The sequence below is a fragment of the Streptomyces sp. NPDC006544 genome (genome assembly GCF_040611715.1).
Lineage (GTDB): Bacteria > Actinomycetota > Actinomycetes > Streptomycetales > Streptomycetaceae > Streptomyces.
In genome coordinates this window covers 1-21627 of sequence record NZ_JBEXOV010000089.1, presented here as the reverse complement: position 1 = coordinate 21627, position 21627 = coordinate 1, and the positions used below count along the sequence as shown (strand labels likewise).

The following is a 21627-nucleotide window of genomic DNA, read 5'->3' as shown; positions in this document are numbered from 1 at the left end:
CCATGCTGACCTTCCTCGGCTTCGCCATGATCGCGACCTTCCTGGTCCTGATCATGCTGAAGAAAATGTCGCCCATCGCGGCGCTCGTCCTCATCCCCGCGCTCTTCTGCGTGTTCGCCGGACAGGGCGCGCAGCTCGGCGGCTACGTCATCGACGGGGTCGGCAAGCTCGCGCCGACCGCCGCCATGCTCATGTTCGCCATCGTCTACTTCGGTGTGATGATCGACGTAGGTCTCTTCGACCCGGTCGTACGCGGCATCCTGCGCTTCTGCAAGGCCGACCCGATGCGCGTCGTGGTCGGCACCGCGGTCCTCGCCGCCATCGTCTCGCTCGACGGCGACGGCTCGACCACCTTCATGATCACCGTCTCGGCGATGTACCCGCTCTACAAGCGGCTCGGCATGAGCCTCGTGGTGATGACGGGGGTCGCGGCCACCGCCAACGGCGTCATGAACACCCTTCCCTGGGGCGGCCCCACGGCCCGCGCCGCCACCGCCCTCAAACTCGACGCCGCCGACATCTTCGTCCCGATGATCCCCGCCCTCGCGGCGGGCCTGGTGTTCGTCCTCGTCCTCTCCTACGCCCTCGGCCTCAAGGAGCGTCGCCGCCTCGGTCTGCTGTCGCTCCCCTCTGACGCCCGGACGGCCGCCGGCGAGACCGGTGACGTCCTGGTCGCCGCCGGCACGGGCCAGGCCGACGGGGGCTCCTCCCGTACCTCGTCCGCATCGGCAGCGCCGTCTGCGTCGTCCGTGTCGGCCGCGACTTCCGCCCTGTCGGCTGCTGCCCCCGCCTCCACCCCCGCCTCCGCCTCCACCCCCGCCTCCGCCTCCGCCACCCCCGCCTCCGCCACCCCCACCTCCCACTCGGCCCCCGGCACGGGCGCAACCCCCGTCCCCGGTACGGGCGCCGGTGCCGGGTCCCCGGCCGCCCCCGACGAGGACGGTTTCCAGGGCCTCGACCCGCGCCGTGCGACCCTGCGGCCCCGCCTCTACTGGTTCAATGCCGGCCTCACCGTGGCCCTGCTCGCCGCCATGATCATGGAGCTGCTCCCGATCCCGGTGCTCTTCCTCCTCGGCGCCGCCCTCGCCCTCACCGTCAACTTCCCCCACATGCCGGACCAGAAGGCGCGCATCGCCGCCCATGCCGACAATGTCCTGAACGTCGCCGGCATGGTCTTCGCGGCCGCCGTCTTCACCGGCGTCCTCACCGGTACCGGCATGGTCAAGCACATGGCCGACTGGCTCGTCGGAGCCATCCCCGAGGGCATGGGCCCGCACATGGCGCTGGTCACCGGCCTGCTCAGCCTGCCGCTCACCTACTTCATGTCGAACGACGGCTTCTACTTCGGCGTCCTGCCGGTCCTCGCCGAGGCCGGCGCCGCCCACGGGGTCTCCCCGCTCGAGATCGCCCGCGCCTCCCTGGTCGGGCAGGCCCTCCACATGTCGAGCCCGCTGGTTCCGCCGTCTACGTCCTCGTCGGCATGGCCAAGGTCGAGTTCGGCGACCACACCCGGTTCACCGTGAAATGGGCGGCTCTGACCTCCCTCGTGGTGCTCGGGGCAGGGATGCTTTTCGGCATCATCTGACCCCGCCCGCCCCTGGCGCCCGCAAAACTACCGGCGCTAGTTTGTAGGCTGTCGGAGACGCCAGGTCCACAGGTCCACGCGCTCGTGCGTGCTCGGGAGGAATGCCATGAAGGCCCACGACGGGATGTACATCGGCGGCGAGTGGCGGGCAGCCGTCGGACGCGGCCACATCGAGGTCGTCAACCCCGCCGACGAGCAGCCCATCGCGTCGGTCCCGGCCGGTACGGACGAGGACGTGGACGCGGCCGTACGGGCGGCCCGCGCGGCCTTCCCGTCCTGGGCGGCCACCGCTCCGGCCGAGCGGGCGGCCCTGATCGGGGCCCTGCGCGACGTACTCGTCGCCCGCAAGGGCGAAATTGCGGAGACGATCACCGCCGAGCTCGGCTCCCCGCTGGGCTTCTCGGAGATGGTGCACGTCGGGGCTCCGATCGCGGTGGCCTCCTCGTTCGCCGAGCTCGGGGCCTCGTACGCCTTCGAGGAGCGGATCGGCAACTCCACCGTGCTGCTGGAACCGGTCGGCGTCGTCGGGGCGATCACGCCCTGGAACTACCCGCTGCACCAGATCGTTGCCAAGGTGGCACCCGCTCTCGCCGCCGGCTGCACGCTCGTCCTCAAGCCCGCCGAGGACACTCCGCTGACCGCGCAGCTCTTCGCCGAGGCCGTGCACGAGGCGGGGATCCCGGCCGGGGTCTTCAACCTGGTGACCGGCACCGGCCCGGTCGCCGGCCAGGCCCTGGCCGCGCACGAGGGAGTCGACCTCGTCTCCTTCACCGGATCCACCGCCGTCGGCAAGCAGATCGGCGCCACGGCCGGCGCCGCCGTGAAGCGGGTCGCCCTGGAACTGGGCGGCAAATCGGCCAATGTCATCCTGCCCGGAGCCGACCTGGCCAAGGCCGTCGCGGCAGGCGTGGGTCACGTGATGAACAACGCCGGCCAGAGCTGCAACGCGCTCACCCGGATGCTCGTCCACCGGGACGCGTACGAGGAGGCGGTCTCGCTCGCGGCCGCCGCCGTCGCCAAGTACCCCTCCGGTGACCCCCGCGACCCGGGCACCCGCCTGGGTCCGGTCGTCAACGCCAAGCAGCGCGACCGCGTGCGCGGCTTCATCGCCAAGGGCGTGGAGGAAGGCGCGCGCCTGGTCGCGGGCGGTACGGAGGCGCCGCACGAGCAGGGGTACTTCATCGCCCCGACCGTGTTCGCCGACGTCACCCCCGGGATGACCATCGCGCAGGAGGAGATCTTCGGCCCGGTGCTGTCGATCCTCCCGTACGAGGACCAGGACGAGGCCTTGACCATCGCGAACGGCACCGACTACGGACTGGGCGGGGCGGTCTGGGCGGCGGACGAGGAGACGGCGGTGGCCTTCGCCCGCCGGATGGACACCGGCCAGGTGGACATCAACGGCGGCCGCTTCAACCCGCTCGCGCCCTTCGGCGGGTACAAGAAGTCGGGCGTCGGCCGCGAGCTGGGCCCGCACGGCCTCGCCGAGTACCTGCAGACCAAGTCCCTGCAGTTCTGAGCCCGCACGCCCGACCGCGGCACGCCCGGCACCCGCACACCGGGCAACTCGCAGAGCCGGCACCGCCACACCGGGCACCGCCACACCGGGCACCGCCACACCGGGCACCGCCCCACCGCGCACCGCCACACCGCGCACCGCCACACCGGGCATCCCGCACACCCGACATCCGTACACCCGCACACACGGAGACGACGACCATGGTCCGCGCCGCCATCCTGCCCGCCGTCGGAGCACCGCTGGAGATCCGGGACATCGTGCTGCCCGCACCCGGCCCCGGGCAGGTCCGGGTGCGGCTCGCCGCCGCCGGGGTCTGCCACTCGGATCTCTCCCTCACCAACGGCACCATGCGGGTCCCCGTGCCCGCCGTCCTCGGCCACGAGGGCGCGGGTACGGTCCTCGCGGTCGGGGACGGGGTCACCCACGTGGCGCCCGGCGACGGGGTGGTGCTCAACTGGGCCCCGTCCTGCGGGAAGTGCCACCACTGTTCCATCGGCGAGGTCTGGCTCTGCGTCAAGGCCCTCGCCGGGGTAGGGGACGTCTACGCCCGCGACGCCCGGGGAGTCGAGCTGCACCCCGGGCTGAACGTGGCCGCCTTTGCCGAGGAGACGGTCGTCGCTGCCAACTGCGTACTGCCCGCGCCCGCCGGGATTCCGCTCACCGAGGCGGCCCTGCTCGGCTGCGCCGTCCTCACCGGCTACGGAGCCGTCCACCACAGCGCCCAGGTCCGCCCGGGCGAATCGGTGGCCGTCTTCGGTGTCGGCGGCGTGGGGCTCGCAGCGCTCCAGGCGGCCCGCATCGCCACGGCGGGCCCGATCGTGGCCGTGGACGTCTCCCCGGCCAAGGAGGAACTGGCCCGGGCGGCCGGGGCCACGGAGTTCGTCCTCGCCTCCGACACCACCGCCAAGGAGATCCGCGCGCTGACCGGCGGGCACGGTGCGGACGTCGCCGTGGAGTGCGTCGGCCGGGCCGAGACCATCCGCGGCGCCTGGGAGTCCACCCGCCGCGGCGGCCGTACGACGGTCGTCGGCATCGGCGGCAAGGAGCAGCAGGTCACGTTCCACGCGCTGGAGATCTTCCACTTCGCCCGCACCCTCACCGGCTGCGTCTACGGCAACAGCGACCCGGCCCGCGACCTGCCGGTCCTCGCGGCCCACGTCCGGGCCGGCCGGCTCGACCTCGGCGCCCTGGTCACCGACCACATCACCCTCGACGACATCCCGGCCGCCTTCGACGCGATGCTCGCGGGCAAGGGCGGCCGCTCGCTCATCGTCTTCTAGCGCCCGAGCCGCGGCGCGGGTCGCTCCGGCAACGGTGACCCGCCCGTCGGCGGCACCGGCCCCACCCCGGCCGGCCCCACCCCGGCCGGCCCCACCCCGGCCGGCCGCGCCGCGACCGGCGGCCGACACCCGGGTCCGGCCCCCGACCTGGTCCCGCTTCGGTCCGCCCCCCCGCCCGCCGACCCCCGCGACGGTACCGGGATCGCCGTCCGTCACACGGTCTCCTCCGGCGCCTTCAGCTCCGGGGTCCTCGGCCCGGCGCCTGCAACTCCGGCGCCCCGCAACGCCTCGTACTGCAGGCCGAGTCCGTCCAGGAGAGCCGCCAGGCCGGTTTCGAAGGCGCCCTCGTCCACCTCCTGCTGCCGCTCCGCCAGTAGGTGGGCCTGGCCCAGGTGCGGATAGTCCGACGGGTCGTACGCCGTCCGGTCGTCCACGAAGCCCCGGGCGAAGGAGCCCACCGCCGAGCCCAGGATGAAGTACCGCATCAGCGCGCCGATCCGGGTGGCCTGCGCCGCGGGCCAGCCCGCCGCGGTCATCGCGCCGAACACGGCGTCCGCGACCCGCAGACCGGCCGGCCGGCGGCCCGGGCCGCGGGCCAGCACCGGCACGATGTTCGGATGGTCGGACAGTGCGGCCCGGTACGAGTGTGCCCAGTCGTGCAGTGCGGTCCGCCACTCCCGCCCGTCTCCGGGTTCGAACATCGACAAGTCGACCCGCGCGCTCACCGCGTCCGCGACCGCGTCCAGGATCTCGTCCTTCGTGCGGAAGTGGTTGTAGAGGGAGGGCCCGCTGACCCCGAGCGCCGCCGCCAGTCGCCGGGTGGAGACGGCCTCCAGGCCCTCCGCGTCGACCAACGCACCCGCCGCCCCGACGATGAGGTCTCTGCTGAGGAGGGGCTTGCGCGGTCTGGCCATGCGCCACATAGTAGGGCCTGCCCACCAAAAACTACCGGTGCTAGTTAACGTCTCGTTGATCCCGCGCCGGCCGACCGGAGGTGCCCGGTGAACCTGGAGCTCAGTGCGGAGCAGTCCGCCGTCCGCGACCTCGCCCGCGCGTTCGCCGAGCGCGAGATCACCCCGTACGCGGCCGGGTGGGACCGCGCCGAAAGCGTGGACCGGGCCATCGTCAAGAAGCTCGGCGCCGTCGGCTTCCTGGGTCTGACCGTCCCCGAGGAGTACGGCGGCTCCGGCGGCGACCACCTCTCCTACGTCCTGGTCACCGAGGAGCTCGGCCGCGCGGACTCCGCCGTGCGCGGCATCGTCTCGGTCTCCCTCGGCCTGGTCGCCAAGACGATCGCCGCCTGGGGCGACGAGGAGCAGAAACGGTCCTGGCTGCCCCGCCTCTGCGCGGGCGACGCGCTCGGCTGCTTCGGCCTCACCGAGCCCGGCACCGGCTCCGACGCCGGCAGCCTCACCACGCGCGCCGTGCGCGAGGGGGACGCCTACGTCATCAGCGGCGGCAAGACCTTCATCACCAACGGGACCTGGGCCGACGTCGTCCTGCTCTTCGCCCGCACCAACGACTCGCCCGGTCACCGCGGCATCTCCGCCTTCCTCGTCCCGGCCGAAACCCCCGGCCTGACCCGCCGCGAGATCCACGGCAAGCTCGGCCTGCGCGGCCAGGCCACCGCCGAACTCGCCCTCGACGGCGTCCGCGTGCCCGCTTCCGCGATGCTCGGCCCCGAGGGCAAGGGCTTCTCCGTCGCCATGTCGGCCCTCGCCAAGGGCAGGATGTCGGTCGCCGCCGGCTGCGTCGGCATCGCGCAGGCGGCGCTCGACGCGGCCGTCGCCTACGCCGCCGAGCGCGAGCAGTTCGGCAAGCCCATCGCCGGGCACCAGCTGGTCCAGGAGCTCATCGCGGACATCTCCGTCGACGTGGACGCGGCGCGCCTGCTGACCTGGCGGGTCGCCGACCTGATCGACCGCGGCCTGCCCTTCGCCACCGAATCCTCCACGGCGAAGCTCTTCGCCTCCGAGGCCGCCGTCCGCGCGGCGGGCAACGCCCTCCAGGTGCACGGCGGTTACGGATACGTCGACGAGTACCCGGCCGGCAAACTACTGCGCGACGCCCGCGTGATGACCCTGTACGAGGGCACCAGCCAGATCCAGAAGCTGCTCATCGGCCGTGCCCGGACGGGAGTTTCGGCCTTCTGACGCAGCGCGCCGACGCGGGCTGAGTACGTGCGTGAGTACGAGCGCGGATGTGACGGATGCCGCCCCCGCGCCACGCTGTGCCCATGAACGAGACACCGGTCAAGCAGCAGAACACGGGGGCTTACTACGGCCAGGCCGTCGCCTCCTTCGGCGTCGCCATCGCCGCCGTGGCCCTGGGGATCTACAACATGAACGCCGACGGCTGGGTGCGCGCCTTCCTCGGCATCGCGGTGCTCTACCTCACCACCTCGGCCTTCACCCTCGCCAAGGTGGTCCGCGACCGGCAGGAGGTCACGCAGATCGTCAGCCGCGTCGACCAGGCCCGGATGGAGAAGATGATGGCGGAGTACGACCCCTACGCGCCGAAGGCGCACGGCGGCCCGGCCGCGTAGGGGCGGAGCGGGCCCGGAGCGCGGACCGGTCCGGAAGCCGGACCGGCCGAGAAGGCCTAAGCGCTTGCTCACCCTCCGGTAAGCTGTCCCTTCCCGCCGGGGCATCAGCGCGCCGGGGCACGACGGGGCAGCGTTCGCGAAGAGGGTGAGACGGCGATGGACAGCGCGCAGGAGACGGCCGGCGGCTATCAGCCGTGGTCGGAGGTCACTCCCGACGCCGCGCGGCGGCTGCTCGTCGCCGCAGTCGAGGCCTTCGCGGAGCGCGGGTACCACGCCACCACCACGCGTGACATCGCCGGGCGGGCCGGCATGAGCCCGGCCGCGCTCTACATCCACTACAAGACCAAGGAAGAGCTGCTCCACCGGATCAGCCGGATCGGCCACGACAAGGCCCTGGAGATCCTGGACACCGCCGCGTCGGGTCCGGGAACCGCCGCCGAGCGGCTCACCGAGGCCGTACGGTCCTTCGTTCGGTGGCACGCGGCCCATCACACCACCGCGCGCGTGGTCCAGTACGAGCTCGACGCTCTCGGTCCGGAGCACCGCTCCGAAATCGTGGCGCTGCGGCGGCAGAGCGACGCCGCCGTCCGCCGCATCGTCGCCGAAGGGGTCGCCTCGGGCGAGTTCGCCGTCCCCGACGTCCCCGGCACCACCCTCGCCGTCCTCTCGCTCTGCATCGACGTGGCCCGCTGGTTCAGCACGGACGGTCGCCGCACACCCGACGAGGTCGGCGCGCTCTACGCCGACCTCGCGCTCCGGATGGTGGGGGCCCGCCCCGGCGCGGACCCCCGGGAGTGACGCGGGAGCGGATCGGGATTCGTGCGGAAGCCGTTCGGAAGTCGATCGGAAGCCGTTCGGGAGCCGGCCGGGAGCCGCTCAGAAGTAGTAGCGGGACACCGACTCCGCCACGCACACCGGCTTCTCGGCGCCCTCGCGCTCGACCGTGACGGTCGCCGACACCTGTACGCCGCCGCCCGCCTCCACGACCTCCGTGATCAGCGCGGTCGCGCGCAGCCGCGAGCCGACCGGCACCGGCGCGGGGAAGCGCACCTTGTCGACCCCGTAGTTGATGCCCATCTTCATGCCCTCGACCCGCATGATCTGCGGCACGAGGCTCGGCAGCAGCGACAGCGTGAGATACCCGTGCGCGATGGTGGAACCGAAGGGCCCGCTCGCGGCCCGCTCCGGGTCCACGTGGATCCACTGGTGGTCGCCGGTGGCGTCCGCGAAGAGGTCGATCCGCTTCTGGTCCACCTCCAGCCAGTCACTCGGGCCGAGCGGATCGCCGACCCCGGCGGTCAGCTCCTCGGCGGACGTGAAGATCCTCGGCTCGGACATGCCCGTACCTCTCCCTGGCTAATAAGCGCTTGCTCAGCGGGCCCAGCATGCGGTCACCGCATGTATCTGTCAACGACGGGCCCGTCCACCGATGTCGGCCCGGCCGACTACGCTCGGCGCTGTGCCGCAGATTCCCGAGAACGTCCACGAGCTCACCGTCGGCCAGCTGTCCGCGCGCAGCGGCGCGGCCGTCTCCGCGCTGCACTTCTACGAGACCAAGGGCCTGATCACCAGCCGCCGCACCACCGGCAACCAGCGGCGCTACAGCCGTGACGCGCTGCGCCGCGTGGCCTTCGTGCGCGCCGCCCAGCGCGTGGGGATCCCCCTCGCCAGCATCCGCGACGCCCTCGCCCAGCTCCCCGAAGGCCGCACCCCCAACCGCGAGGACTGGGCCCGCCTCTCCGTCAGCTGGCGCGCCGAGCTCGACCACCGCATCGCACAACTGGGCCGGCTGCGTGACCACTTGACCGACTGCATCGGCTGCGGCTGCCTCTCCCTGGAGAACTGCGCGCTGTCCAACCCGGACGACGTCTTCGGCGACCGCCTCACCGGCTCCCGGCTGTAGCGGCGCGCCCCGGGCGGCAGGGGCCCGGCCGGCCCGTCTGCGGCACCCCCCGAGCCTTCGGAGACCGGGTGGGGCTCACGCCGCCCCGGCCAGGCCGGGACCGCCCGACAAGGACTCCGCGAGCGCCGGTCTGGGCACCACGATCCCGCAGCCCGCGCACACCGGCCCGTCCCACGCCCACACCGCGGCCGCGGGCGCGGGCGCCGTCGGCCAGTGCAGCTCCCGCGTCCCGCAGACCGGACACACCGTCCCCGGCTCCGACTCCAGTGCCACCACCAGCCGCCGCAGCACCTCGCCCAGCGCCCCCTGCGGCCGGATCCCCGGGTCGGCGCACCGCACCACCGCGTCCCCGCTCCCGCCCCAGGCCCACTCGGGCCGCCGCAGCCCGTCGTGCTTCTCCCGCCGCCGGCGGTCCGCGAACTGGCGCTCGTACTCCAGCCAGACCGCCCGCGCCTCCTCCAGTTCCTCCAGCGCGGCCACCAGCCGCGAGGGGTCGGCGGCCCGGTCCTCCGGGCCGATCCCGTGCCGGTCGCACAGGTGCCACCAGGTCGCGCGGTGTCCGTAGGGGGCGAACCGCTCGAGGCAGCGGCGCAGCGAGTGGCGCCGCAGGGCACGGTCGTTGCGCGCATCGCGCACCTGGTGGGCCAGACTCCGAAAACCCGCCATCACACCTTCACCTCCGCCGCGCACCGCGTACCGCGCATCGATCTGCTCCCGTGTGCCCAACATGCCCTGACTGGTGTGGGCGCATGCGGGGGCGGTCGAGGCGTACGGGTGGCACATGGCCGGAAGTCAGCGCCCCATGCGCCCCGCGGCGACCACCAGCCGGGCCAGCTCCTCGTGGCAGATGTCGCTGTGCGCCCCCGAGGGTGGCCCGCCGTGGCGGACCACGGAACCCGTGTCCACGCTGACGCAGCCCGCCGCCGGCAGCCCGCCGCGCAGGGCCGCGTCGAGGGTCAGCCGCGGCGCTCCCGGCACGCCCCGCACCCCGTCGTGCCCGATCGCGCCCCACCGTTCGTCGAAACCGAGGAGACCGGCCGAATCGCCGGCCATCCGGGAGGCCAGCGGATAGAAGACCTTGAGGGAGGAGTCGTAGGGGGAGTGGCAGGCCGACACCGGGCCGTCGACCCTGGTGTGCAGTCCGCGCAGGGCGCCGCCGCGGCCGGGATCGTGGGGCAGGCTGTCGGCGAACGCGTAGTGGGAGAAGGCTCCTTGGAGGAGCGTCAGGGACTTCACGTTCCGCGCCCCGCCCGGCAGCGCGCGCAGCGCGAAGGACGCCACCCGGCCGCCGAAGCTGTGGCCGACGAGGTGGACCCGCAGGGCGGGCCGGCGGCCGGACAGCTCCGCCAGGAGCGGGCCGAGGCCGTGCTCGCCGACCACCCCGGCCCGCGCCTTCATCTGGTAGTACGTCGCCTGGCGCAGCACCTCCTTGGCGCCGCTCCACAGCGTCCGCAGCCCGCCGCCGACCGAGAATCCGGCGTCGGGGAAGCCCCCGCAGGACCCCCCGGCGGCGTCCTCACGCTGCGCGGCGCCCGCGCGGGCCAGCGCTTCGGTGAAGGTCCGGCACACCTCGATGACGTCCTCCGTGAGGAAGGCGGGGACCTCGCGCGGGGCGAAGGCGGCCGCCAGGTCGTCGCCCGAGCCGACTCCGTCGACCCCGGCCAGTTCCCGGACCAGCGCCCCGAACTCGGCGAACGCCGCTTCCCGCGCGGGACGCTGCGCCAGCAGCTCGGCGATCCGGTCCAGCTCCGCCGCCCGGCCCGGCCAGAACGCGCCGAGCGCCTGCCGGGTGGACGGGTCCAGGGCCGCCCCGTGGCCCGGCGCCGGGAGGCCCCCCGGCTCGCCGTCCGCCCCGGCCGCACTGCTGACCGCGTCGCCGACCGTCCCGCCGACGGCGGCCGCGACGGCACGGCCGACCGTCCCGCCGACGGCCCCGCCGGGGCCGTCGAAGTCCGGGATGGGCTCGTCCGAGAAACGGATCGAGGGCCACACGACCCCCACGTATCCCAGCCGTACCCCGGTCCCCACCAGATCCGCGAAGGGGGCGTAGAAACGGTCGAAGAGCCGGACCGCCGTGGACCGGTCGGAGTTCCATCCGTGGGCGAAGACCAGCAGATCCGTGGCCTCGATCCCGAAGACCGCCTCCCGCGCGCCCGGGGCCACGTCGCCCTCGGAGTCGAAGGTCAGCTCCACGTACGGGCGGACCCCGATCCCCGCCGCCCCCGTAGCCAGTGCGCCGATGCCCACCATGACGTCCCCCCTCCACGCCGCGTACCTCTCCGACAGCATCCTGCGGACCGGCCCGCCCGGCCAGACCCCTCGCGGTGCCTCTCGGATCTCGCGGCGGGCGCGGGAGCGCGCGTGGAAGCGGGCGCTCCGCGGGACGTCGGGACGTCCCGCCGGAGGCCGTCGGCTCAGGGATAGAGCAGGTACCTCTCCCGCACCGCCGCGAACCGCGCCAGCCCCGCCGCCCAGTCGCCGGCGATCTCCTCGACCCCCGCCCCCGCGTCGGCCATCAGCCGCACCCGGTCCGAGCCCGTCAGCCGGTCGATCCAGTGGTCCGGGCGCCACGCGAAGCCGCTCCACGTCCGCCGCGCGGTCACCAGCAGCCCGATGCCGGCCCGTACCGGGTCGAAGGTCTCCCGGTCGTGCACGAGCAGCCGGACCCCGCCGCACACCTTCCCGGAGAACTTGGAGAAGGAAGGCGTGAAATAGGCCTCCCGGAACCACACCCCGGGCAGTTCCAGCGCGTTCGCCGCCTCCGCCCACCGCCGGTCCAGGCCCTCCGCGCCGAGCAGTTCGAAGGGGGTGGTCGTACCGCGGCCCTCGGAGAGGTTCGTCCCCTCGAACAGGCAGGTGCCCGCGTACGCGAGGGCCGTGCCCGGGGTCGGCATGTTCGGGCTCGGCGGCACCCAGGGCAGCCCGGTCGCGTCGAAGAACGACTCCCGCCGCCACCCGGTCATCCGCACCACGCGCAGCCGCGGGGCCTGCGCGGCGCGGCCGCTCCCGGGAAGGAACTCGCCCGCGAAGAGGCCGGCCAGCTCGCCCGCCGTCATCCCGTGGGCGAGCGCGATCGGCTCCCGGCCCACGAAGCTCGCGTACGGGCGCTGCAGGACGGGCCCGGCCGCCCGCCGGCCGCCGACCGGGTTGGGCCGGTCCAGCACCACCACCGCCTTGCCGGCGAGGGCGGCCGCGCGCATGCAGTCGTAGAGGGTCCAGATGTAGGTGTAGAAGCGGGCCCCCACGTCCTGGACGTCGAAGACGACGGTGTCGATCCCGGCCGCCGTGAAGACGTCCGCGAGACGCTGGCCGCTCCTGTCGTACGTGTCGTACACGGGCAGCCCGGTCGCCGGATCCCGCCCGGCCCCCTCCGAGCCGCCCGCCTGGGCGGTGCCGCGGAAGCCGTGCTCGGGACCGAACACGGCGACCAGGTCCACGCGTTCGTCGGCGTGCAGCACGTCGACCAGGTGGCGGGCGTCGGCGGTGATCCCCGTGGGGTTGGTGAGCACGCCGACCCGCTGACCGGCCAGTACGGCGTACCCGTCCGCCGCGAGGCACTCGAACCCGGTCCGCACGCGGTCGGACGCCGCGAGGGCGGCCGGGCCCGCGCCCCGACCGGGGGCCCGGGTGCCGGGCGCGGCAGCCGCAGGGGTCCCGGCAGTCCCGGCAGCTCCCGCAGTCCCCGCAGTCCCCGCAGTCGCCGCAGTCCGGGCGGTCCCCGCTGTCCCGGTGATCTCCGTGGCCACGGAAACTCCGGCGGCCTGGGCGGCCCCCAGGCTCCCCGCCGCTCCGGCCAGACCCAGCAACCCTCGTCGCGACAGCGTCATCGCGCCAAAGTAGGGTGCGGCCCCCTTCCGTACCGACATACCGACTGGTTAGTCTGCCGGTGATCCGGCATCGGCAGCAGGCCACGAAGGGTGGACCCGTGAACGCGTTCCAGGACCAGCGAGTCGTCGTCACCGGAGCGGGCGGCGGCATCGGAGCCGCCCTCGCCCGCCGTTTCGCCGCCGAGGGCGCCACGGTCGCGGTCAACGACCTCGACCCCGCCAGGGCCGCGGCCGTCGCGGAGGAGATCGGTGCCCGCGCCGTCGCCGTGCCCGGCGACGCCTCCGCGGTCGTCGAAGAGGCCCGCGAGGCGCTCGGCGGCACGGTGGACGTGTACTGCGCCAACGCCGGACTGGCCTCCGGGGGCGACGCCTTCGCGGACGAGGCCGTCTGGGAAGCGGCCTGGGACACCAACGTCATGGCCCACGTCCGCGCGGCCCGGCTGCTGCTGCCCGACTGGCTGGAGCGCGAGAGCGGCCGTTTCGTGTCCACGGTCTCGGCCGCAGGGCTGCTGACCATGATCGGAGCGGCCCCGTACAGTGTCACCAAGCACGGCGCGCTCGCCTTCGCGGAATGGCTCTCGCTGACCTACCGCCACCGAGGCGTCCAGGTCCACGCGATCTGCCCGCAGGGCGTCCGGACCGACATGCTCACCGCCGCGGGATCGGCGGGCGAGCTGGTCCTCGCGCCGACCGCGATCGAGCCGGAAGCGGTCGCGGACGCACTGTTCGACGGCATGGAGAAGGGGCGGTTCCTGATCCTCCCGCACCCCGAGGTCGCGGACTTCTACGCGGCCCGCGCCACCGAGCCGGACCGCTGGCTCAGCGGGATGAACCGCCTCCAACGCACATGGGAGACCCGATGACCCAGGCCGCCGGGCCCACCCCGGGCGTGCCCACGCCCGGCACACCCCTCCCGCCCGCGCCGCCCGCGCCGTCCGCGGTGGCCGCCGAGCCCCCGGCCGCCTCCCGCTACGCCGCCAAGCCCTGGCTCGCCCGCCTCACCCCGGTCCAGCGGGCTCCGGTCGAGCCCGCGCCCAGCGTGCTGCACGCCTTCCGCGCCGCCGTCGCCCGTGCCCCCGGGCGCACCGCGCTCGCCTACTTCGACGGCCGCGTCGGCTACGCCGAGGCCGACGCCCTCTCCGATTCCCTCGCCGGGCACCTCGCCGCCCGCGGCGTCCGCCGCGGGGACCGCGTCGCGGTCATGCTCCAGAACACCCCGCACTTCGTGCTCGCCGTCCTGGCCGCCTGGAAGGCCGGGGCGGTCGTGGTCCCGCTCAACCCGATGTACAAGTCGGGCGAGGTCGGCCACGTCCTGCGCGACTCCGGGGCGGCCGCGCTGGTGTGCGACGTCCGCGCCTGGGCGGCGTACCTGCGCGAGACCGCGCGCGGGACGGGGGTGCGGACCGTCCTGACCGCCTGCGACCTGGACTTCCAGACCCGCGACGACGTACGCGTCCTCGCGCCGCGCCGCCCGGACCAGCCGGCCGGCACCTCCGCCACCGCCACCGAAGCAGCGGCCGAGCCGGCGGCCGAACCGGCCACCGAACCAGCGGCCGGACAGCAGGCCGGAGCGGCCGCCGACGCCCCCGGCCTCGCCGCCGATCTCGCCACCGTGGCCCGCCAGGGCCACCCCGCCCCGCCGGATCCGGGACTCACCGCCGCCGACACCGCCCTCATCAGCTACACCTCCGGCACCAGCGGCACCCCCAAGGGCGCCATGAACCCGCACGGCGCGCTCACCCACAACGCCACCCGGCAGGTCACCGGCCACCCCCTCCCCGAGGGCGCCGGCTACTTCGCCCTCGCGCCCCTCTTCCACATCACCGGCATGGTCTGCGAGCTCGCCGCCTGCTTCACCAACGCCGGCACCCTCGTCCTCGCCCACCGCTTCGACGCCGGCGTGGTCCTCGACGCGTTCCTCGAGCACCGTCCCGCCTACACCGTCGGCCCGGCCACCGCCTTCATGGCGCTCGCCGCCCACCCCGGCGTCACCCCCGGCCACTTCGCCTCGTTCCAGGTGGTCTCCTCCGGGGGAGCCCCGCTGCCGCCCGCCCTCGTCGAACGCCTCCGCGCCGCCTTCGGCTTCTACCTGCGCAACGGCTACGGCCTCACCGAGTGCACCGCTCCCTGCGCCTCCGTGCCCGCGCACCTCGAGGCCCCCGTGGACCCCGTCTCCGGAACCCTCTCCGTGGGCGTGCCCGGCGCCGACACCGTCGTCCGCATCCTCGACGAGGGCGGAGCCGAGGTCCCCTTCGGCGAGACCGGCGAGATCGCCGTCCGCGGACCCCAGGTCGTCCCCGGCTACTGGGGACTGCCCGCCGACACCGCGAAGTCCTTCCCGGACGGCGAACTGCGCACCGGAGACGTCGGGTTCATGGACGCGGACGGCTGGCTCTACGTCGTCGACCGCAAGAAGGACATGATCAACGCGTCCGGTTTCAAGGTCTGGCCGCGCGAGGTCGAGGACGTGCTCTACACCCACCCCGCCGTGCGCGAGGCGGCCGTCGTCGGCGTCCCGGACCCCTACCGCGGCGAGAGCGTGAAGGCCTACGTCAGCCTGCGCCCCGGGACCACGGCCGACCCCGTCGAACTGTCCGCGTACTGCGCCGAGCGCATCGCCGCGTACAAATACCCGCGCCAGGTGGAGATCCTGCCTGTCCTTCCGAAGACGACCAGTGGCAAGATCCTGCGACGGGAACTGCGCGACCGGGACCTCGGCTGAAAACAGCCGTCGGCAGGGTCGACGCGAGGGATCACGAAAGGAAGGCGAGCGCCATGGCCGCCAAGACCACGACGGAGACCGTCGGCGCACACGAGGCCCCGGTACCGCAGCGGCTGCTGGCCGTCGCGACCAGGCTGTTCGCCGAGCGCGGCTACGACCGGACCTCGGTGCAGGAGATCGTCGAGGCGGCCGGGGTCACCAAGGGCGCGCTCTACCACTACTTCGGTTCCAAGGACGATCTGCTGCACGAGGTGTACGCGCGCATGCTGCGGCTCCAGCAGCAGCGGCTGGACGCGGTGGCCGGTTCCGACGCCCCCGTCGAGGAGCGGCTGCGCGCCGCGGCCGCCGACGTGGTCGTCACCACCATCGAGAACCTCGACGACGCGGCGATCTTCTTCCGGTCGATGCACCAGCTGAGCCCGGAGAAGTTCAAGCAGGTGCGGTCGGAGCGCCGGCGCTATCACGAGCGGTTCCGTGCGCTGGTCGAGGAGGGCCAGCGTGCCGGGGTCTTCTCCACCGCGACCCCGGCCGACCTGGTGGTGGACTACCACTTCGGATCCGTCCACCACCTGTCGACCTGGTACCGCGAGGACGGCCCGCTCACCCCGCAGCAGGTCGCCGACCACCTCGCCGACCTGCTGCTGCGCGCGCTGCGCCCGTAGCGGCAGCTCACACAGGCGCGGTCGGTCACCCCGACGCGTTCGCGAGCGCCGGGTAGTCGTTGTACCCCTCTGCCCCCTGTACGTGCATCAGGAACTCGGGGCGGAGTTCGTTGAGCGGGGCGCCCGTCCGCAGCCGCTCCACGAAGTCGGGATTGGCGAGGAAGCCCCGGCCCAGCGAGACCAGGTCGGCCCCCTCGGCCAGGAGCCCCGCGGCGACGCCCTTGCCGCCATCGGCCTCGAACTGCTCACGGGAGAGCAGTTGGTTGGCGATCAGCGTGCCCGGCCAGGCCCTGCGGTACTCCTGGAGCCGGGGCCGCTCCCGGTCCGTGAGGAGGACGTGGAGGTAGACCGGGCGGATCTCCGCCAGGGCCGCCAGCAGCGCCGGGTAGATCTCCGCGGTATCGCCCTCGTCGATGCCGTTGACGTCCACTCCGGGCGAGATCCGTACGCCGGTCCGCTCCGGCCCGACGGCCCCGGCGACGGCCCGGACCACCTCCACGGCGAACCGGATCCGGTTCTCCACCGGACCGCCCCATGCGTCGGTCCGCAGGTTGGTGTTCTTCGCCAGGAACTGGTGGGGCAGGAAACCGTTGGCGGCGTGCACCTCCACCCCCGCGAAACCGGCCTCCACGGCATTGCGGGCGGCCGCCGCGAAGTCGGCGACGGCGGACCGGATGTCCTCGGCCGTCATCGCGCGCGGGACGACGGCGTCCCGCGGCCCACCGGGGGTGTGCACCTGCTCGGGGAGCCGCACGGCGGACGGCGCGAGCGGGACGTGCCCGCTGGTGTCGGGGTGCCCGACCCGCCCGCCGTGCTCGAGCTGGAGGAACATCGCCGCGCCGCCGCCCCGGCCGTCGGCGCCCCCGCGCACCGCGTCGGTGACCCGCCGCCAGCCGGAGACCTGTTCCGCGGTGTGGATTCCGGGGATGTTCGGGTACGCCTGCCCCACGGCGCTCGGCGCGGTGCCCTCGGCGATGATCAGACCCGCCGTGGCGCGCTGCGCGTAGTGCACGGCCATCAGCTCCCCGGGGACCCCGTCGGCGTCCGCCCGATGGCGGGTCAGGGGGGCCATCACGAGGCGGTTGGGGAGTTCCAGGGGCCCGAGGGCTGCGGACTCGAAGAGGCGGGAGACGGGAGGGAGGAGGCGCCGTGTGTTCGTCATGCCCGTAACCTAGAACCTGACATCAATGTCAGGTTCAAGTCCCGGACGGCAGGGGTGGGGCATGCGGATCGGTGAACTGGCGGCGCGCACCGGAGTCAGCGAGCGCTCGCTGCGCTACTACGAGGCCCAGGGACTGCTCGTGTCCGACCGGACGCCCGGCGGCCACCGCGATTTCGCGGAGCGGGCGGTGGACCGGGTGATCCGGATCCAGGAGCTCTACGCGGCGGGCCTGCACAGCTCGAAGATCAGCATGATCCTGCCGTGCATGCGCGACACGGACGGCGGGCCGAGCGTACGGGCCACCCCGGCGCTCGTCGCGCAGCTGAAGACGGAACGGGACCGGATCGACCGGCTGATCGCCGATCTGCTCCGGTCCCGGGACGTGCTGGACGAGGTCATCGACACGGCGGCGGGTCACACCGCCACCGCGCCGGGGGCCGCGGCGGCGATCGACGTGGACGCGGCCGCCGGCGTGCGGGCAGGGGACGCGGGGGTCAGCGGTACTGCTTGAGCTCCCGGTACGCGAGCGACCGCTGGTGTACCTCGTCCGGACCGTCCGCCAGCCGCAGCGTCCGCGCCGCCGCCCACAGCTCCGCCAGCGGGAAGTCCTGGCTCACCCCGCCCGCGCCGTGCAGCTGCACCGCCTGGTCCAGGATCCCGACGACCGCCCGCGGGGTCGCGATCTTGATGGCCTGGATCTCCGTGTGGGCGCCCCGGTTCCCGACCGTGTCCATCAGCCAGGCCGTCTTCAGCACCAGCAGCCGCAGCTGCTCGACCGTCACCCGGGCGTCCGCGATCCAGTTCTGTACGACCCCCTGGGCGGCCAGCTCCTTGCCGAAGGCGCTGCGGCCGATCGCGCGCCGGCACATCAGCTCGATGGCGCGCTCCGCCATCCCGATGAGCCGCATGCAGTGGTGGATCCGGCCCGGCCCCAGCCGGGCCTGGGCGATGGCGAAGCCGCCGCCCTCCTCGCCGATCAGGTTCGCCGCCGGGACCCGGACCCCGTCGAAGACCACCTCGGCGTGGCCGCCGTGGTCGTGGTCCTCGTACCCGTACACCGTCATCGCGCGCCGGACCTCGACGCCCGGGGTGTCCCGGGGGACCAGGATCATGGACTGCTGGCGGCGCGGGTCGGACCCGTCGGGGTCGGTCTTGCCCATGACGATGAAGACCTTGCAGTCCGGGTTCATGGCTCCGGAGATGTACCACTTGCGCCCGGTGACCACGTACGCGTCACCCGCGCGTTCGATCCGGGTCTCGATGTTCGTCGCGTCCGAGGAGGCCACCTCGGGCTCGGTCATCGCGAAGGCCGACCGGATCTCCCCGGCCAGCAACGGCTCCAGCCACTGCTTCTTCTGTGCCTCGCTCGCGAACTGCGCGAGCAGCTCCATGTTCCCGGTGTCCGGCGCCGCGCAGTTCGTCGCCATCGGCGCCAGGTGCGGGCTGCGGCCGGTGATCTCGGCGAGCGGGGCGTACTGCAGGTTGGTCAGCCCGGCGCCGTGGTCCGCGCCGGGCAGGCCGTGCCGGTCGACGAAGAACAGGTTCCAGAGCCCCTGGCGGCGCGCCTCGGCCTTCAGTTCGCCGAACACGGCCGGGGTGTCCCAGGGCGAGGCCAGCCGTGCGCGCTGTTCGGCGGCGACCGGTTCCGCCGGGTAGACGTACTCGTCCATGAACGCGAGCAGCCGCCCGCGCAGTTCCTCGGTCCGGGCGTCGAATGCGAAATCCATCGGGGGTTCCTCAGCCTTCCTGGAGGGTGGTCAGACCGTGCTCGATGAAGACCGGGACCAGCTCGCCGATCCGGTCGAAGCCCGCGCCGACGGTCTGGCCGAGCGTGAACCGGTAGTGGATGCCCTCGAGGATCACCGCGAGCTTGAACCACGCGAAGGCCGTGTACCAGGCGATCCGCGAGGCGTCCCGGCCCGAGCGCGCGGCGTACCGCTCGATCAGCTCGGCGGGCGAGGGGTGCCCGGGAGCACCGCTGGTCGTGCTGACCGGGGAGTCGGTCAGACCCAGGTCGGAGCTGTACATCACCAGCAGCCCGAGGTCGGTCAGCGGATCGCCGAGCGTGGACATCTCCCAGTCCAGCACCGCCCGGATCGTGTCGGTGCCCGACGGGGACCCGTCGATCAGCACGTTGTCGAGGCGGAAGTCCCCGTGGACGACCGTGGGCGCGGGGGAGTCGGGCAGGGCCCGGCCGAGCGCGCCGTGCAGTTCGTCGATCCCGGCCAGCTCCCGCCCCCGCGAGGCCGCGAGCTGCTTGCCCCAGCGGCGCAGCTGGCGGTCCAGGAAGCCCTCGGGCCGGCCGAAATCGGCCAGGCCAACCGCCTGCGGATCCACCGCGTGCAGGTCGACCAGGGTGTCCACGAGGCCCAGGACCGCCCGCCGGGTCCGCTCGGGGCCGAGCGCGGCCAGCTGGCCGGCCGTGCGGAACGGCACCCCGTCCACGTACTCCATGACGTAGAACGGCGCGCCCAGCACCGCCTCGTCCTCGCAGAGCAGCAGCGGCTCGGGCACCGGAACCGCCGTGCCGTGCAGGGCCGCGATGACCCGGTGCTCGCGCCGCATGTCGTGCGCGGTCGCCAGTACGTGGCCCAGCGGCGGCCTGCGCACCACCCAGCGGGAACTGCCGTCGCCGACCTCGTACGTCAGGTTCGACCGGCCGCCCTCGATCAGCCTGCCGGTCAGCGGCCCGGCCGCGAGGCCCGGCCGCACGCGGTCGAGATGGCCCCGCAGCCGCTCCAGATCGAGGCCTCGGGGGCCGGATGGGGCCGATGGCGCTGCCGGCGCTGAGGACATGGTGCGCACCTCCGTACGGAGTGGACGGTGACGGAACGGACGCCACCATCATGCCGACCAGTCGGTATGCCGTCCAGGGTGCGGGCCGAAGAAACGCTTCCGGACCGCCCGCCCGGATCAGGCGCGGCACCCGGATCGGGCGGGCACCCGGATCAGGCGTGGCAGAGGATCGGTGTCCCGCCGTTCATCACCGTCATGTCCCGCAGCACCGCCAGGATGTCCAGCGGGACGCCTTCCGGCTCCCCGGCCAGCTCCGCGTACGCCCGGTGCAGATTGGCCACCAGCCGCTCGCTCTCCCGCCAGGCCGCGAACTCGCCGAGATCGGCCTGCCGGGCCGCCTCCAGCGGGGTCAGTCCCTTCGCGTGCCCCTCCCGGGCGAGTTCGGCCACGTACCGCAGATAGCGCTCGGTGGCGTCGTAGGAGCCGGCGTCGGTCAGCGGGCCGTGGCCCGGTACGACGGTCTCCGCGCCCAGTGCGCGCAGCAGGTCCAGCGCCCGCAGCGACCCGGCCAGCGAGCCCATCGCCAGGAACGGCGTTCCCTGCGCGAAGACCAGGTCCCCGGTGAACACGATCCGCTGCTCGGGCAGCCATACGACCGAGTCGCCCGTGGTGTGCGCGACGCCCGGGTGGATGACCCGCACCTCGGTCTCCCCGACGTACAGCGTCATCCGGTCGCTGTACGTCAGGTCGGGCGCGGTGATGGCTATCGCGCCGAAATCGGTCGCCGGCCAGATCATCTCCAGCTGGTGCCCGGCCGCGAGCTGCTCGGACCGCGCGTTGTCGTGCCCCAGGACCAGCGCCTCGGGGGCGAACACGCCGTTGCCGTAGGTGTGGTCGCCGTGGTGGTGGGTGTTGACCACGGTGCGGGGGAGGGGAGCCCCGGCGGCCTCCACCGCGGCCCGCAGGGCCAGCGCCCGCCGCTCGGTGGCGGCGGTGTCCACCAGCAGGGTCCGGCCGCCGCCCGTCACGAAGCCGGCGTTGTTCAGGCACCAGCCGCCGTCGGGCTGCACGTAGGCGTACACCCCGGCCGCGGGCTGGACGAGGTACGGCTCTTCCACGGGCATCTGCGCTCTCCCCAGGTCGCGGTGACGGGCTGTCGGCATCCTGCCAGTCGCGGCGGCGCGGGGGGAGGGCGGGGTTCACCGGCGGGCTTCGGCCGCCGCCGGCCGGCCGGCGGCAGGGGCCGGACCCGGGCGGCGGCCGGACGGCCGGACGGCGTCAGTGGTCGTCGTAGTGACCGTCGTGCTCCGCGTGCCGGTGCCCGTCGTGCACGTAGTCGACGTGGTCCCCGTGCCGGACGGACGCGTGCCCGCAGTTCGGGCCGTGCGCGTGCGCGTGACCCCCGTGTTCGGTGTGCCCCGCCGGCTCGCACTCGTCCCAGTGGCCGGCGTGTTCGCGGTGCAGGTGCCCGTCGTGCGCGTAGTCGACGTGGTCGCCGTGCTCGACCCGCGGGTGGCCGCAGTCCGGGCCGTGCGCGTGCGCGTGCTCGTCCGTCGGGTGCTCTCGGTGCATGGTCGTCATGACGCCGAGGCTAGCTTGATCTTTAACCCGTGCGGCGTGGGCGAGGGGTCGTGGACTTCTTCGTTTTCGGTTTTGCGGTGTCGGTTTTGCGGACTGTGTGGACAT

General features: G+C 73.7%; 20 protein-coding genes and 1 pseudogene. 11 read left to right on the top strand and 10 right to left on the bottom strand.

Annotation, left to right across the window (positions count from 1 at the left end):
• The first annotated feature begins 2 nt into the window (after positions 1 to 2).
• The 3 genes from ABZY44_RS30105 to ABZY44_RS30095 all read left to right on the top strand — a co-directional run bounded on the left by ABZY44_RS30105 (position 3) and on the right by ABZY44_RS30095 (position 4384).
• Positions 3 to 1523 carry a citrate:proton symporter gene (locus ABZY44_RS30105; protein ID WP_356659297.1) on the top strand — a complete coding sequence of 507 codons (1521 nt, stop codon included), beginning with the start codon at positions 3 to 5 and terminating at the stop codon, positions 1521 to 1523.
• A gap of 168 nt (positions 1524 to 1691) precedes the next feature.
• Entirely contained in the window at positions 1692 to 3104 is a 1413-nt protein-coding gene (locus ABZY44_RS30100) for an aldehyde dehydrogenase family protein (protein WP_356659295.1), read from the top strand.
• Between the two features lie 200 nt (positions 3105 to 3304).
• Complete coding sequence (locus ABZY44_RS30095) at positions 3305 to 4384, top strand: Zn-dependent alcohol dehydrogenase (RefSeq protein ID WP_356659293.1); 1080 nt, start codon at positions 3305 to 3307, stop codon at positions 4382 to 4384.
• A gap of 212 nt (positions 4385 to 4596) precedes the next feature.
• On the opposite strand, the gene ABZY44_RS30090 is transcribed toward ABZY44_RS30095, so the two are convergent.
• A complete protein-coding gene (locus tag ABZY44_RS30090; protein WP_356659291.1) occupies positions 4597 to 5298 on the bottom strand; it encodes a TetR/AcrR family transcriptional regulator C-terminal domain-containing protein in 702 nt (233 codons plus the stop codon).
• A gap of 87 nt (positions 5299 to 5385) precedes the next feature.
• On the opposite strand from ABZY44_RS30090, the gene ABZY44_RS30085 reads away from it, so the two are divergent.
• The 3 genes from ABZY44_RS30085 to ABZY44_RS30075 all read left to right on the top strand — a co-directional run bounded on the left by ABZY44_RS30085 (position 5386) and on the right by ABZY44_RS30075 (position 7727).
• On the top strand, positions 5386 to 6537 hold the full coding sequence (locus tag ABZY44_RS30085) for an acyl-CoA dehydrogenase family protein (RefSeq protein WP_356659289.1): 1152 nt from the start codon (positions 5386 to 5388) through the stop codon (positions 6535 to 6537).
• A gap of 83 nt (positions 6538 to 6620) precedes the next feature.
• Positions 6621 to 6929: a YiaA/YiaB family inner membrane protein gene (locus ABZY44_RS30080; protein ID WP_356659287.1), complete on the top strand. Its 309-nt coding sequence runs from the start codon at positions 6621 to 6623 to the stop codon at positions 6927 to 6929.
• 156 nt (positions 6930 to 7085) lie between these two features.
• The gene (locus ABZY44_RS30075; RefSeq protein WP_356659285.1) at positions 7086 to 7727 is read left to right on the top strand and encodes a TetR/AcrR family transcriptional regulator; all 642 of its coding nucleotides are present in this window, start codon (positions 7086 to 7088) and stop codon (positions 7725 to 7727) included.
• A 78-nt stretch (positions 7728 to 7805) separates the two neighbouring features.
• Here the strand turns inward: ABZY44_RS30075 and ABZY44_RS30070 are convergent, their stop codons facing one another.
• Positions 7806 to 8267, bottom strand: coding sequence for a MaoC family dehydratase (locus ABZY44_RS30070; RefSeq protein WP_356659283.1), 462 nt, complete (start codon positions 8265 to 8267; stop codon positions 7806 to 7808).
• 121 nt (positions 8268 to 8388) lie between these two features.
• On the opposite strand from ABZY44_RS30070, the gene soxR reads away from it, so the two are divergent.
• Positions 8389 to 8832: a redox-sensitive transcriptional activator SoxR gene (gene soxR / locus ABZY44_RS30065; RefSeq protein ID WP_356659281.1), complete on the top strand. Its 444-nt coding sequence runs from the start codon at positions 8389 to 8391 to the stop codon at positions 8830 to 8832.
• A 75-nt stretch (positions 8833 to 8907) separates the two neighbouring features.
• On the opposite strand, the gene ABZY44_RS30060 is transcribed toward soxR, so the two are convergent.
• The 3 genes from ABZY44_RS30060 to ABZY44_RS30050 all read right to left on the bottom strand — a co-directional run bounded on the left by ABZY44_RS30060 (position 8908) and on the right by ABZY44_RS30050 (position 12659).
• Positions 8908 to 9498 (bottom strand): hypothetical protein, encoded by a 591-nt coding sequence (locus ABZY44_RS30060; RefSeq protein ID WP_356659280.1) that lies wholly within the window; start codon positions 9496 to 9498, stop codon positions 8908 to 8910.
• Between the two features lie 126 nt (positions 9499 to 9624).
• A complete protein-coding gene (locus ABZY44_RS30055) occupies positions 9625 to 11082 on the bottom strand; it encodes a serine-threonine protein kinase (RefSeq protein WP_356659278.1) in 1458 nt (485 codons plus the stop codon).
• Between the two features lie 164 nt (positions 11083 to 11246).
• On the bottom strand, positions 11247 to 12659 hold the full coding sequence (locus ABZY44_RS30050; protein WP_356659276.1) for a DUF1343 domain-containing protein: 1413 nt from the start codon (positions 12657 to 12659) through the stop codon (positions 11247 to 11249).
• Between the two features lie 98 nt (positions 12660 to 12757).
• Between ABZY44_RS30050 and ABZY44_RS30045 the strand changes: the two genes are divergently transcribed.
• Genes ABZY44_RS30045 through ABZY44_RS30035 form a run of 3 tightly spaced genes read left to right on the top strand, consistent with a single transcriptional unit; the run spans position 12758 to position 16043 of the window.
• On the top strand, positions 12758 to 13522 hold the full coding sequence (locus ABZY44_RS30045; RefSeq protein ID WP_356659275.1) for an SDR family NAD(P)-dependent oxidoreductase: 765 nt from the start codon (positions 12758 to 12760) through the stop codon (positions 13520 to 13522).
• The gene (locus tag ABZY44_RS30040) at positions 13519 to 15381 is read left to right on the top strand and encodes an AMP-binding protein (protein WP_356659273.1); all 1863 of its coding nucleotides are present in this window, start codon (positions 13519 to 13521) and stop codon (positions 15379 to 15381) included. Before ABZY44_RS30045 ends, ABZY44_RS30040 begins: the two co-directional genes overlap by 4 nt.
• 53 nt (positions 15382 to 15434) lie before the next feature.
• Entirely contained in the window at positions 15435 to 16043 is a 609-nt protein-coding gene (locus tag ABZY44_RS30035; RefSeq protein WP_356659271.1) for a TetR/AcrR family transcriptional regulator, read from the top strand.
• Between the two features lie 25 nt (positions 16044 to 16068).
• Here ABZY44_RS30035 and ABZY44_RS30030 read toward each other — a convergent pair whose 3' ends face one another.
• Positions 16069 to 17205, bottom strand: a complete 1137-nt coding sequence (locus ABZY44_RS30030; protein ID WP_356659269.1) for an alkene reductase — start codon at positions 17203 to 17205, stop codon at positions 16069 to 16071.
• A 61-nt stretch (positions 17206 to 17266) separates the two neighbouring features.
• Here ABZY44_RS30030 and ABZY44_RS30025 point away from each other — a divergent pair.
• A pseudogene (locus ABZY44_RS30025) lies at positions 17267 to 17620 on the top strand (MerR family transcriptional regulator); the annotation flags it as partial.
• Positions 17621 to 17699: 79 nt separating this feature from the next.
• On the opposite strand, the gene ABZY44_RS30020 reads toward ABZY44_RS30025, so the two are convergent.
• The 4 genes from ABZY44_RS30020 to ABZY44_RS30005 all read right to left on the bottom strand — a co-directional run bounded on the left by ABZY44_RS30020 (position 17700) and on the right by ABZY44_RS30005 (position 21522).
• The gene (locus tag ABZY44_RS30020) at positions 17700 to 18932 is read right to left on the bottom strand and encodes an acyl-CoA dehydrogenase family protein (protein ID WP_356659267.1); all 1233 of its coding nucleotides are present in this window, start codon (positions 18930 to 18932) and stop codon (positions 17700 to 17702) included.
• Positions 18933 to 18942: 10 nt separating this feature from the next.
• On the bottom strand, positions 18943 to 20001 hold the full coding sequence (locus tag ABZY44_RS30015; protein WP_356659265.1) for a phosphotransferase family protein: 1059 nt from the start codon (positions 19999 to 20001) through the stop codon (positions 18943 to 18945).
• 152 nt (positions 20002 to 20153) lie between these two features.
• Positions 20154 to 21065, bottom strand: coding sequence for an MBL fold metallo-hydrolase (locus tag ABZY44_RS30010; RefSeq protein ID WP_356659263.1), 912 nt, complete (start codon positions 21063 to 21065; stop codon positions 20154 to 20156).
• Between the two features lie 154 nt (positions 21066 to 21219).
• Positions 21220 to 21522 carry a hypothetical protein gene (locus ABZY44_RS30005; protein WP_356659261.1) on the bottom strand — a complete coding sequence of 101 codons (303 nt, stop codon included), beginning with the start codon at positions 21520 to 21522 and terminating at the stop codon, positions 21220 to 21222.
• Positions 21523 to 21627 lie beyond the last annotated feature (105 nt).